The 12,844-nt window shown below is 29.9% G+C and carries 11 protein-coding genes; 5 read left to right on the forward strand and 6 right to left on the reverse strand.

The window, feature by feature from the left end:
- Nucleotides 1-12 precede the first annotated feature (12 nt).
- From O5639_RS04700 to O5639_RS04720, 5 genes are all read left to right on the forward strand, one after another.
- A complete protein-coding gene (locus O5639_RS04700; protein WP_269625318.1) occupies nt 13-633 on the forward strand; it encodes a D-sedoheptulose-7-phosphate isomerase in 621 nt (206 codons plus the stop codon).
- A 105-nt stretch (nt 634-738) separates the two neighbouring features.
- Nucleotides 739-1,536: an FkbM family methyltransferase gene (locus O5639_RS04705; protein ID WP_269625319.1), complete on the forward strand. Its 798-nt coding sequence runs from the start codon at nt 739-741 to the stop codon at nt 1,534-1,536.
- Between the two features lie 186 nt (nt 1,537-1,722).
- Nucleotides 1,723-2,790 (forward strand): polysaccharide pyruvyl transferase family protein, encoded by a 1,068-nt coding sequence (locus O5639_RS04710; RefSeq protein WP_269625320.1) that lies wholly within the window; start codon nt 1,723-1,725, stop codon nt 2,788-2,790.
- Between the two features lie 25 nt (nt 2,791-2,815).
- The gene (locus O5639_RS04715; RefSeq protein ID WP_269625321.1) at nt 2,816-4,603 is read left to right on the forward strand and encodes a tetratricopeptide repeat protein; all 1,788 of its coding nucleotides are present in this window, start codon (nt 2,816-2,818) and stop codon (nt 4,601-4,603) included.
- A 112-nt stretch (nt 4,604-4,715) separates the two neighbouring features.
- Nucleotides 4,716-6,623: a tetratricopeptide repeat protein gene (locus O5639_RS04720; RefSeq protein WP_269625322.1), complete on the forward strand. Its 1,908-nt coding sequence runs from the start codon at nt 4,716-4,718 to the stop codon at nt 6,621-6,623.
- 217 nt (nt 6,624-6,840) lie between these two features.
- Here O5639_RS04720 and O5639_RS04725 read toward each other — a convergent pair whose 3' ends face one another.
- From O5639_RS04725 to O5639_RS04750, 6 genes are all read right to left on the reverse strand, one after another.
- The gene (locus O5639_RS04725; RefSeq protein WP_269625323.1) at nt 6,841-7,869 is read right to left on the reverse strand and encodes a hypothetical protein; all 1,029 of its coding nucleotides are present in this window, start codon (nt 7,867-7,869) and stop codon (nt 6,841-6,843) included.
- 4 nt (nt 7,870-7,873) lie between these two features.
- On the reverse strand, nt 7,874-8,392 hold the full coding sequence (locus tag O5639_RS04730; RefSeq protein WP_269625324.1) for a hypothetical protein: 519 nt from the start codon (nt 8,390-8,392) through the stop codon (nt 7,874-7,876).
- A 283-nt stretch (nt 8,393-8,675) separates the two neighbouring features.
- Nucleotides 8,676-9,314, reverse strand: a complete 639-nt coding sequence (locus O5639_RS04735; protein ID WP_269625325.1) for a class I SAM-dependent methyltransferase — start codon at nt 9,312-9,314, stop codon at nt 8,676-8,678.
- 218 nt (nt 9,315-9,532) lie between these two features.
- Entirely contained in the window at nt 9,533-10,423 is an 891-nt protein-coding gene (locus O5639_RS04740; RefSeq protein ID WP_269625326.1) for a 3-deoxy-7-phosphoheptulonate synthase, read from the reverse strand.
- On the reverse strand, nt 10,420-11,466 hold the full coding sequence (locus O5639_RS04745; RefSeq protein WP_269625327.1) for a Gfo/Idh/MocA family protein: 1,047 nt from the start codon (nt 11,464-11,466) through the stop codon (nt 10,420-10,422). Before O5639_RS04745 ends, O5639_RS04740 begins: the two co-directional genes overlap by 4 nt.
- A gap of 20 nt (nt 11,467-11,486) precedes the next feature.
- The gene (locus O5639_RS04750; RefSeq protein ID WP_269625328.1) at nt 11,487-12,839 is read right to left on the reverse strand and encodes a glycosyltransferase; all 1,353 of its coding nucleotides are present in this window, start codon (nt 12,837-12,839) and stop codon (nt 11,487-11,489) included.
- Nucleotides 12,840-12,844 lie beyond the last annotated feature (5 nt).

Raw genomic sequence — 12,844 nt, forward strand, 5'->3', positions numbered from 1 at the left:
TATCACTTTTAAATGAATTGCAGTCTCTTTCTAAATAAAGTTAAATATATGTCTGATACTAATAAAGATGAATTGTTATCTTCGCTAATATCTAACCATATTGATTTGATTGAAGATAACAAAGAGCATTTTATTGAAAAAACCAAAGAGATTGCAAATTACTTGACTGAGTCACTTAACTCAGGAGGTACCATTTTTTGGTGCGGTAATGGTGGTAGCGCTGCTGATTGTCAACACCTTGCAGCTGATTTGGTTTGCAGATTCATATCTGATAGAGAACCACTTAGATCAATATCATTAACCACAGATACATCAATATTGACTGCTATTTCTAATGATTACTCTTTTAATGATGTTTTCTCAAGACAGCTAAAAGCCCTAGGTAAAAAAGGTGATGTCCTAATTGCTATCTCAACCTCTGGTAATAGTCCAAATATTCTTAAAGCCATAGAGACTGCTAAATCAATGAATATAAAAACAATTGGACTATTAGGAAACGATAAAGGAAAAGCTGCAAAAATTATTCAAACTAAAATAATTGTTCCCTCAAAAAGAACTGCAAGAATTCAAGAAATTCATATTTTAATAGGTCATTTAATAATTCAATTAGTAGAACTAAATTTAGCTCTATAAGAAAGTAATGGTAATTTTAAAAGTATGCGTAAACCAAGACTCTAAAATCACATTAAATGGTACGATATAAAGACTTGTTATATAATTTTTACTAATCTTAAGAATATGGAAAAAGATATCAATATAAATAAACTCTTAAGCTCAATAAATGAACTTGTTGATCAACTTGGACTTACTTTAATAGAGAAACAAAAACTTGAGATATTACTTAAAACATATGATGATATTAATTTCTTAAAGACTTTAGATAAAAAAAATATATACAATATTACTCAACTTATGGAATCCTCAAGATCACAGGCTAGACAGGATTTATTTGTCTTGAGTCAACTAGATTTAAAACAGAATGGATATTTCGTTGAATTAGGAGCTGCTGATGGTTTAATAGGATCAAATTCTTATCTTTTAGAAAAACAATTTGGTTGGCAAGGGATATTGGTAGAAGCTGCAAAATATTGGCATACAAGATTAACAAACAATCGTAGAGTAAATATTGAAAAGAAATGTGTTTGGAGTAGCTCTAATAAGGAACTAATGTTTAGAGAAACAGAAACTCTTAAACAATTATCAACAATAGAAATATGCAAAGATTTAAATAAAACTACTTCGTTGAGAGAAAATGGAGAGCTCTACAAAGTAGATACCATCTCACTACTAGATTTACTTAGAAAATATAAGGCGCCCAATATCATAGAATATCTGTCTATGGATACAGAAGGAAGTGAGTACGAGATTATAAGAGATTTTGACTTTGAAAAATATAAATTTAGAGTAATTACAATTGAGAGAAATAATAATAGAGAAAAAATATTTACTCTACTAAAAAGCAAAGGATATAAAAGGATATTGACGGAAATTTCAAAGCCAGATGACTGGTATATATTTGCTGATTTTCAAGATTAATGATTTTTATTAAGTTAGAGATATTTATAAATAAAATTATAGTTTTATTTATAAATAGTTAATAAAACTAGTAAAAATTTACCAAGCCAAGTAAATGATGTATTAATCTTAAGATTTGAATAAATATTTCAATTAGTTTTTCATAGTGTTTATACTATAAAAAATCAAACAGGCTAAATATATATTATGCATAAAAATATTTTGTTATCTACAAGTTATGGCTGGAATTGTGGAGATGATTTTATAGCATTTGGAGTTCGCAACTTACTAGATTCAATATTACCTGAGGTGAATTATATTATATACAATAGAAATCCAGATTTGCATAAACAAAGAACGCTATATAATGAATTGAAAATAAAATTAGAGGATGGCAGAATTTTTAAAATAAACCTAGATAAATACATAAATAAAACTAACTGGGTGTGGGATAATTCTTGGCATATTCGTAATAATTTTGATAATATAGACTACTGCATTTTCGCTGGGACCCCTGAATGGTTTGGTAAAATGGTAAGCCCTATGGTGTCAATACTATCTGAAACAAACTTACCAGTTATTTATCTGGGTGTTGGAGGTTTTGAAGGTAGAGAAAACTTGAGCTTTGAAAATTTACCCGAATCTTGTAAAAGTGTTTTAAGACGTTCTAAATTATTAACTACAAGAGATAGTCAAGCACAAAACTTACTTTCTAAACTTGGCTCACATCAATTACCATGTCCTGCATTATTTTCCAGTATAAAAGAAACTCCAAGAGTTAATAATAACAAGCTAAAGATAGCACTTTCAACCCAGCCAGACTTATCAATCCAGCCTTTATCAAGTAAAGGAGTTTATGATTATACATTAAAGCTTTTTAGTACCTTAAAGGAAGAATTTAATTGTGAAGTCGTTTGTCATTACATCGACGAAATCAAAGAAATGTCTCATTTAAATATACCAATTAGATACTCTTATAATGCTGATGATTATTTTAAAATCTACAATAAATACGATTTAGTAATTACCACTAGAGTTCATGGGGCTGGAGCTTCGGCCTCATTAGGTGTTCCATCTTTTGTAATTAGCCATTCTAAACGCACAGAAACAGTAAGGGGATTTTTGTCTGAGCTAATCACTCCTAATACCAAGATAAATGATGTAGTTGATAAAATACGAAGTTTTGATATTCATAAACGTTCTTTAGAAATTATTGAACATAAGAAAAAAATACGAGATATTTATATTGAAAAACTTAAACCTATAATAAAATAATAATTATTTATATTATATTTATTAAATGAATATGTACATAAATGATAAAGATGAATTGTTTAAAAAAGCTCTATATTTTCATAGCATAAAAAATTTATTAGAAGCCGAAAAATTATATCAATTCTTGTTAGATCAAGGTTACAGAAATTCTAGTTTATTTATCAACTACGGTGCCTTGTGTAAGCAAAACAATCAATTTAAAAAGTCATTAGATATTTATACTAAAGGGATTAGACTCTATCCTGATAATTCAAAAATATATTACAACTTGGCTAATCTCCACAAGCTACTTGATGATAACAAAAAAGCCATATACTATTTTAAAAAATCAATCGAATTTAATCCTAATAATTTAAGCTACAGATCGAATCTTGGAACTACATTATTATCCCTGGGTGAATTTGAAGAAGCTGAATCTCAACTACGTATTTGTATAAAAGAGGAACCTGATAATCCTATTTATAACCTTAATCTAGGAACCGTTCTAAAAGGTTTAGATAGATTAACAGAAGCTGAATTCTATGCTAAAAAATCATTAAAAATAAAGCCAGATCTTATTGAGGGTTATAATAATTTAGCTACTATTTCAATTAAGAAAGGAGAATTAATTAAAGCCAAAATATTGCTAATAAAATCTTTAGAATTAAACCACAGTTCCCTAGCTATATATACAAATTTATGTCAAGTACTATTAGATCTACAAGATTTTAAGCTAGCACTAATATATATTGATAAAGCAATTGAAATCAAAAATGATCATGCCATTTTTCACTTTCTTAAAGGTAATATATTACATGAGAATAATTCTATAAAAGAGGCAATTGAATCCTTTCAAAAAGCTTTAGAAATTGATCAAAAACTTATAAAAGCTAGATGGAATTTATCATTAGCCCAGCTTTTGACAAATGATTTTAGTAATGGTTGGTTAAATTATGAATCAAGGTTGGAAATGGAAGAATTTAACATTCACGCCCAGCCTAAAGTTCCTATCTGGAAAGGAGAAAGCCTAGATAAAGATTCTAAATTAATAGTTATAAGTGAGCAAGGTTTAGGAGATACAATTCATTTCATGAGATATATACCATATTTAAGATCTCAAGGGATAAATATATCATTTTGTGCTCAAAAAGTTTTACATGAACTAATAATAGTATCAGATATTCATCCTCACCCTATATTAAAGGAAGATACAAATTTAATTAAAAGTGGTAAATATATTCCATTACTTTCTCTTCCAAAATTTTTAAATATTAACAATTTCAATCCACTAGTTACCACCCCATACATCTCTACCAAGTCAGAATTAGTTGACAAGTGGAAGAAAATTATTAGAAATGATAATAAAAAGATAATAGGTATAAGTTGGCAAGGGAATCCGAATACGGAGAAAGGTATTCTAAAAGGAAGATCTATACCATTAGAAAAGTTTTCTAGATTTAAAAAGTTTGAAAATTTAAAGTTGGTTTCAGTTCAAAAAGGTTTTGGAATGGAACAATTTAAAAATTGTTCTTTTAAAAATAAATTTGCTGACTGTCAAAACATAATCAATCAAAATTGTGATTTTCTTGATACTGCTGCAATACTTATTAATTGTGATCTTGTTATAACCTCTGACTCATGTGTGGCCCACTTAGCAGCAGCGCTAGGCAAACCAACATGGGTACTCCTTAAAAGATCTGCTTCGTGGAGATTTGGTTTACATGAAAGTACTTTTTGGTATCCCTCTATGAGGCTATTTCATCAGAAAGAACTTAATAATTGGGATGAGCTGATTACCAGAATTATATTTGAAATAGAAGCAAGCGAACTCTAAACCTCTGGCAACCTATATGCCATTCAGGAAATTTTCGGCTAAATCAACTTATATTTTAGTGATCAAGGATTAGAGTAAAATAGTAGAAATCTAAAGGTAGAAAAGAAAAAAAATGAAGGGGTCAGATGAACAAGAGAATGAAAAACGGAATGTCAATGAAGTAAAAACATTTAGCGTTCCATTTGCTTTAGAAGCAATTAAAGACAATATTTCTATTACCACTAATACACCCTCAAGTCCATCTAAACCATCCAAAGAACAAATCATTAAACAGGCATTTGAATTTCATTCACAAGGAAATATTTCAGAAGCATCAAAATATTATCAATATTTTATTCAGCAAGGATTCAAAGATTACAGAGTTTTTTCTAATTATGGAGTCATATTGAATGATAATGGGAAATCAGAAGAGGCAGAAAAATTACAACGAGAAGCAATTAAAATCAACCCAAATTTCGCAGAAGCCTATTATAATCTAGGAATCATTTTAAAAGATCTCGGCAATTTAAAAGAAGCAGAATTATCAACTCGTAAAGCGATTCAAATCGACCCGAATTTCGCAGAAGCTTATTATAATCTAGGAAGCATTTTAAAAGATCTCTGCAATTTAAAAGAAGCAGAATTATCAACTCGTAAAGCTATTCAAATCCTTCCTAATTACGCTGAAGCGCATTTAAACTTAGGAATTATATTAAAAGATCTCGGAAGATTAGAAGATGCAGAATTGTCTGCTCGTAAAGCAATTGAATTGGGTCCTGATTTCGCAGAAGCCCATTGCAATTTAGGTAATATATTGATTGCTATGGACAAATCAGACGAAGCAGAAGTATATATGCGCAAAGCAATTAAAATCAAACCTAATTTCGCAGAAGCGTATTCCAGTTTAGGTAATATATTGATTAATATGGATAAATTAATCGATGCAAAATCATCAATAAGAAAAGCGATTAAACTGAATCCTAATTTCGCAGAAGCCCATTGCAGTCTAGGAAAGATATTTGCAGATCTTGGCAAATTACAAGACGCAGAAATGTTGTACCGTGAAGCAATTAAACTTAAACCTGACCTTGCAGAGGCATATCATAATCTTTCTCATACTCTTTTAAAAAGAAAGCAATTCAAAGAGGGATTTAATAAATATGAATGGAGATGGAAAGTTAAAGATTTAAATTTAAATATAGGAAATAGATTAGAAACAAATAAACCAGAATGGCGACCTGATAAGAAAGGAAGAGTATTATTATGGGCAGAGCAAGGTATTGGAGATGAGGTATTATATGCTTCTTTAATACCTGAATTAATAAAAATAGTTGATCAACTAATCATTCAAACTGACATAAGATTAATTCCTCTTTTTAAAAGAACATTTGGTAATGGAGTCAAATACATATCTAGAAAAGAGTCAATTAATGAAAATACATATGACTATCAAATTGCAATGGGATCCTTACCTAAAATACTACGAAGTTCCTTGATTAGCTTCAAAAAATCAAAAAAATTTAGACTTAATGTTGATCAAGATAAATCTAAAAAATACAGATCTAAATTAATCGGAAAGACAAAAAGAAAAATTGTAGGTATTTCTTGGAAATCAACAGCAAAACACAAGAATATGGGTAATAGATTTATTTCACTAGAGCAATTCATCAAGGGAATTTTTTTACCGAATATTTGTTTTGTTTCTCTACAATATGGAGAAGTAGATAAAGAAATAGATTTTATTAAAGAAAAATACGGAATTGTGATCAATCAAATTAAAGAAATTGATAATTTCAATGATATTGATAAGCTTTCGTCTTTGATCTTTGCCTGTGATGAAATTGTTTCTGTCTCAAATATAACAGTTAATTTGGCAGGAGCGATAGGTACTAAATGTTATACACTTCTTGATACGAATTCTAATTGGAGATTTGGGGTCAATAATAATTACTGCTATTGGTTCCCATCCCTTAAATTATTTAGACGAGTAAATTACGAGAGCTGGGATAAATGTTTATATGAGATAAAGAAAGAACTATAAACTAGGATTTTAAATATACTAATTTTACTTAATAAAATACTATTTTTATTAAATTCTATTAATTATTTTAAAACTTTTTATGTTTGGCAAATTATTTTTTCAAGCAAAAATGACAAATCTTCTTGAACCCAAGTAAAATATATTGATTAAAAGTAAGACAGATACACATTTCTATTTCAAATTTTGATATAATTCTAATAATTTATATTTGATTAAATTATTCAGATCTAATCTGAAAAAAAGAATGTTTCTGATAAATAGATTTATTAGTTGATAAATTACATTTAAATGATAAGGATGATAAAGCAGAATTCAATGATTCATAATTTAGATTATAATGATGTTGTATTGGTGGAGCAAATCCTACTGGTGACTTTTCAAATGTTCCTATTATAAATTTTGTTTTAGTAAAAAGCTTTTGCATGAATTCAGAGAGATTATCTGAATGATCAATACATGCAAATGCCCCAATAATATTAGAGTAATCTATGTCCTTCCATGGCATTGCAATATAATTTTTATTTGAATATTCGTGATGATCTGACCAGTAATTTTCCATTACATCAGTAGAAAAGCAAAGTGACATCTCTTGGAGTTTTGGAACATTTAAAAAACCCCAAGTAGGGCAACCTATCTCTGTATAAGAGAAATTATTTTTTTCACAACTATTAATTTTATCATCTTTTAAATTCAAATTAAAATCTATAATAATTTCCTCTATATTCTTATGATTAAATCCAGCATATTTACTGCCCGGTATTAATATACTTTCTAGATCAGCCTTTAGTACTTTGTCATTGAATTTATTTATTATTTCTTTAACTTGATTTTCTGCTAATAATACGTCTTCTACTAATTCTAAACCTATGCTATTTAATATAGAATTAACTTCTCTTCTAGATTTCCCTTTAATTTCTTCACTTATATTATCTCTAGAAAGATTAATCAATCTTGAAATTAAATATTCAGACTTAAAGTGATATTTTTTATTTAATATAGCCTCACAACTTGGATGAGTAGAGACTAATTCTTCATAAAGAATCGAGTTATCATAACCAGAAATCCAATTATTAAAGAAGCTTAAAGAACAAGATTCACATAGCATTGGTTGAGAATCTTTTATAAGTTCTTTCTCTGTACATTCCTTATATTTAGAAAGTATAAAAGAATATGAATTATATTGATATTTATCCTCATAGATGCTTTTTAGATTTCTAGATTTACAAAAAGGACAATTCAAATTCATTTAGTTAATGTCTCACCTCCAAGCAACCTTTCATTTGCCGCTTGGCTACGGCTGATAGAACAGGCATAAGATCTTCCATATCACCAAATGATAATAGCTGCGAACGGTCTACAGCCGAATTAGAGGGCTCAGGATAAAGTTCAAGCATTAGTCCATCGGTATTTGTTGCTATGAATGCTTTATCGAGTGCTGGGACCGCTTGCAAATCAAAAAGAAATCTAGAGCTTGGTCTGTAAGCATGAGGAGCTATAATTCCTATTTCACAAAGAATTAGTTGTGAATAGCCTTCAAGAAGAATATATTCAGTTGCTCCAATTAAATCACGTATGGAGGTTCCAAACCCCCACTTAAATAATATTGATTTGCCACTTCTTGCAAAGTGCAATAAGAAGGGAACGTTTGGCATATTTCTTGTTCCAATTTGTAAAATATCTCTATTATTTTTCATCTCATCTAATTGATCTTCATGAACAATTTCACTTACTGCTAACAACTTGGTTTTCTCTTTGCCATTACTAACCATTCACTTAACCTAGTACGAGTTTTAAAATATTGATCGCTCCTAGAAGTAAACGTAATTAGCTTATATACACCTTTTCTTAATATATCAATATTACATTTCTTTGTATAAAGCGCACATTTATGATCATAACTTTGTAAAACTTAGCTCTAATCCAAGCTATACCAATCCTTTACAAGATAGTCTCGGCTGACTTCTAATCAGTGGGGTGTAAATTCGAATCTTGCAGGTAGCATTCCAGAAAACTTTCATATCAAGCAATTAGAGATACCAAAAAAATACTCTTTTATTCACTAATTTTTTTCATCAGAATCATTAAATTATTCCTATTTCTTACAGTTTTTTTTACTGTATCCACTTGCTTTTGAAAACCATAAGATTCAAAGTATTTCGTTAAAAATTCTGAAGAGAAATACCAAAGATGAGAAGGTTCACTAAACCTTGAGTGATCGAGAGGTAGCTCATTAAAGTCACTTATATCTGGAACTTCGATATAAACATATCCACCAATAGCAAGTGAATTGCTTATATCTAATAAAAATTCTTGAAGATCTTCTACGTGCTCAAGAACTTGACAACAAGTTATTAATTCAAAAACTTTATTCTTAAAAGGTTTCCCTTTGAAATAATCATTCTTAATTTCTGCTCTAGTTCTTCTTGATGCAAGATCAGCAAAGTTTGGAGTAGGTTCTACTCCAAACAATGAAGCGTTTTTGTATATCTCCCCTAAAGTATGCAGGAGAACGCCGCCTCCAGAACCAATATCAAGTATGTTATTTGGTTCCCATTCTTCTTTTAATTTTTCTCTTATCCAATTAGTTTTGTGATAGTTTTCACTATGTTTAGAATCATAATTTATTATGCGGTCAAAATATTCATCAGGCGTCTCTTTTCTAAAATCTTCTGAACGATAATTTTCATACATATACTTAATTTGCTTTTTATTAAGTCTTGGAACTGAAAAATAGATTTTGCAATCATTGCAAACACACCATTTTCGCTCAATACTATTAAGTTCAGGAACTAGAAAATTATTATTATTTATTGGAACAAAAATTTGTCAGTTGTTTTAAAATTATTGCAATAGGGACATTGATTATTTATCATATAAGTATATAATTTATTTCTTATTTAATTTAATATTCAAGTTCCTACTTTTGTCTTACAAACCTCACCAATTAATTTTAAATCTTTCATTAAATCATGAAATTCTAAATAATTTATAGCTTGCAAAGGATCAACGGCGGCATTTGGTGGATCCGGATGAACTTCAAGCATTAATCCATTAGATCCAACAGCAACACAAGCTTTTGCTAACTGGCTTACCCAAGGCCTCCAAAAACAAGCATGTGATGGATCTGTGATAATTGGTAGGTGTGTAAATTCTTGAGCTGCTGGAACAACTTGTAGATCTAATAAAAATCTTGAAGATGAGCGATGCGTGTGTGGTGCAACAATACCTCTTTCACAAAGAATTATTCTTTTGTTGCCCTCAATTAACAAATATTCAGCGGCACCAAGCCAATCTCTTAATGAACAACCAAATCCACGTTTAAGCATTATTGGCTTTTGAGTTTTTGCACAAGCAGTTAATAATGGGTAATTTTGCATATTCCTAGTACCTATTTGAAGTATATCTGCAACTTCCGAAATCAAAGGAATAAATTTTTCTTCCATTACCTCTGTTATTACTGGGATTTTAGCAAATGATTTAGCTTTATCTAACCATTCGATTCCTTTCTCTCTTGATTCATTATATTTTGTGGATCTATATGGAAAGGTTAAAGGCTTAAATGCACCTCCTCTCAAAAATGAGGCACCACTATTTTTTACATTTATTGCTATATCCTTTATCAATTTCTCAGACTCAACCATATTTGGTCCAGCAAAAACTGGGCAAAAACCTCTACCAAATTGCACTCCTGCGATTAAGAATGATGAAAAATGATCATGGTTTTTTTTAGAAGCTAATGGAAATTTTGATTGAATATCTGATAAGGATATATCCTTCCCAGGAGTTGAATTATCAATCATTTCCCTAACCTAGATGATGAAATATTCTTCTCTAAATTTATCCAGCTATTGGTCTCAGCGCTTTTGTATAACGAGTGGACTGATCGCACCGTTTCAATAACAGATGATGCAGGAATAATAGGCGCTCGATCTAATTGAATTGACTTTATGAAATCGTAGATAACTTCTTTATGAGATGTTCCATAACCTGAATCAACATTAATAGAGGCTTTTGATAAAAGAGTTTCTGTTGATTTGTCTAAACCTCGTAAATTAAAATCATTTATTTTGTTCAAAGCAATACCTCCAACTTTAATAAATCCATATGTACCAGAAATAAATATAGAGGCTTCTTTGTCAACTGGGCGAATTGCGGTGGAAGCCTCAATAGTTCCAACAGAACCAGATCTAAATTTAACTAAAGCCATCATTGTATCTTCAGCTTCTAGTTTATTTATTTGATTAGAAGCAGAGGCTACAACTGAATAGAATGGGCCATTAATCCACTGCATTGCATCTAAGTGATGTATCGCTTGTTGATTAATAACTCCTCCATCCATTTTCCAGGTTCCATGCCAATCATCATCATAGTAATTTTGAAACCGGCACCAATGAAGTTTAATAGAGCAGATTTTTACATCACCTAGGTGGTTATTATCAACAAGTCTTTTAACAATTTTGATCGCAGGGTTCAATCGATTTTGAAAAATCACTCCATATTTAAGAGATGCTTTTTCAGCAAGACTTATAAGTTCGCTTAGCTCATACTCAGTCATTGTAGCCGGCTTTTCAGTTAATACATTAATGCCATTACTTAGGAGTCTTTTTGTAATTTCATAATGCGATCCTGATGGGGTTGCTATAATTGCAAAGTCAACTTTATTAGCAATAATCTCATTAATTGATAGAAGTTTCTTGCAATTATAAGTTATTTTTAAAGAATCCATCTTTCCTATATTTGAGTCAAAAAGATATAGTGAATGGTCGTCTTTTAATAAACTCGGGATAAAGTTTTTTTCATAATGCTTATATACCCTACCAAGACCAATAATACCAATTTTCATTGTTTATAAATTACATATAATTATTCTATACTATCTTTAACTATATCAATTAGCTCATTAAGTTCTCTATCATTCCTGCAAACGAGAGTAGAGTTTCTCTTGGTGATTGAGTGAGTACTAATATTCCCCTTAAAAATAGTATGATCACGAACATGCATAGGCTTTGTAATTGTAAAATAGCCAATCAACGACGTTACTATTTCTCCATGTCTTTGACCTAAAGGTATTACCCAAGAAGTGCCCCCAAGCATACTTAAATTTTCATTTTCTCCAAACCAAGTTGCTCTAGACTCTTTCCAACTGGCAAAAATTGTGTCTAATGATTGATCAATCATTGTTTTAACAATTGCATCAATAATTCCACTTTCCCTAAATGGATATATTATTTCAGCGACTGCTATAGAGTCACAAAAATCTCCTTCTAACTCGATACTTTTCAAAGTGAATGACAAAACATCTTCTAAAGATGCCTTAGGATCTGATAGCTCTTTTGGTCTTATTATTATATTTATATTTAATCTATTGGCTAGTTCTCTATGACTGATATTATCAGTTGATAATATTATTTTATTTATTAACTTACATTCCTTCAAAATAGAAATAGTTTTTTCTAATAGTTTAAGATTCAGACTATTAAGATTTTCGCATCTTACTGGGACGATACAATAACATGAGTGTTTCACATAGTTAACAATATTTTTTGTTTTTAATCGAGGAATGTTATCTAAGATTCTTACTATATTTTGTGCACGCTCTGGATTTAATTGGTGATGTATACCATGCCAATGATAAACACTTGCTTCTGCCACATAAGCAATTTTATAGCCACTTTGTATTACTTTTTCACCCCACAGCCTATCCTCAATATTGGTAGAATTAATACAGAAAGGAAATTTCTCCCAAATTTCCTTTCTAAAAGCACTATTTGCATTATGAAAGAACGAGTCTTTAGATTGAAGATAACTATCTAATCCAAAAACTAAAAGTAAATCCCTCTTATCAATATCTTTACTGTTTTTTGTAGGTTCTTGTCTCCCATAGGCACCTGCAACTGATCTATTATCAAGTGGCTCTAAAAGTTTTTGTAGCCAATTCTCATTTGTTGGTACACAATGTGCGCTCAAGCAACTTATAAATTTTCCTTTTGAATATTTTATTCCTAGATTAAGAGCCTTTCCTGGGAAAAACTTGTCAATATTGATAATCTTGACAGGATATTCCTTGCAACGAGCTATTGTCGAATCGTTTGAAGAGTTATCGACTATTATTACTTCAATATTTTTGTAAGACTGACTATAAACAGCTTCTAAACATTTGGTAATCCATTCCTCTTCATTTCTCGTCCTTATAATAATGGAGCATAATTCATTCATATTTT

This window comes from Prochlorococcus marinus str. MIT 1214, assembly GCF_027359355.1.
Taxonomy (GTDB): Bacteria; Cyanobacteriota; Cyanobacteriia; order PCC-6307; family Cyanobiaceae; genus Prochlorococcus_B; species Prochlorococcus_B marinus_F.

What these genes read in the sequence shown, in the direction of transcription:
- O5639_RS04700 (WP_269625318.1), top strand. Translation starts at nt 13, where the DNA reads ATGAATTGCAGTCTCTTTCTAAATAAAGTTAAATATATGTCTGATACT.
- O5639_RS04705 (WP_269625319.1), top strand. Translation starts at nt 739, where the DNA reads ATGGAAAAAGATATCAATATAAATAAACTCTTAAGCTCAATAAATGAA.
- O5639_RS04710 (WP_269625320.1), top strand. Translation starts at nt 1,723, where the DNA reads ATGCATAAAAATATTTTGTTATCTACAAGTTATGGCTGGAATTGTGGA.
- O5639_RS04715 (WP_269625321.1), top strand. Translation starts at nt 2,816, where the DNA reads ATGAATATGTACATAAATGATAAAGATGAATTGTTTAAAAAAGCTCTA.
- O5639_RS04720 (WP_269625322.1), top strand. Translation starts at nt 4,716, where the DNA reads ATGAAGGGGTCAGATGAACAAGAGAATGAAAAACGGAATGTCAATGAA.
- O5639_RS04725 (WP_269625323.1), bottom strand. Translation starts at nt 7,869, where the DNA reads ATGAATTTGAATTGTCCTTTTTGTAAATCTAGAAATCTAAAAAGCATC.
- O5639_RS04730 (WP_269625324.1), bottom strand. Translation starts at nt 8,392, where the DNA reads ATGGTTAGTAATGGCAAAGAGAAAACCAAGTTGTTAGCAGTAAGTGAA.
- O5639_RS04735 (WP_269625325.1), bottom strand. Translation starts at nt 9,314, where the DNA reads ATGTATGAAAATTATCGTTCAGAAGATTTTAGAAAAGAGACGCCTGAT.
- O5639_RS04740 (WP_269625326.1), bottom strand. Translation starts at nt 10,423, where the DNA reads ATGATTGATAATTCAACTCCTGGGAAGGATATATCCTTATCAGATATT.
- O5639_RS04745 (WP_269625327.1), bottom strand. Translation starts at nt 11,466, where the DNA reads ATGAAAATTGGTATTATTGGTCTTGGTAGGGTATATAAGCATTATGAA.
- O5639_RS04750 (WP_269625328.1), bottom strand. Translation starts at nt 12,839, where the DNA reads ATGAATGAATTATGCTCCATTATTATAAGGACGAGAAATGAAGAGGAA.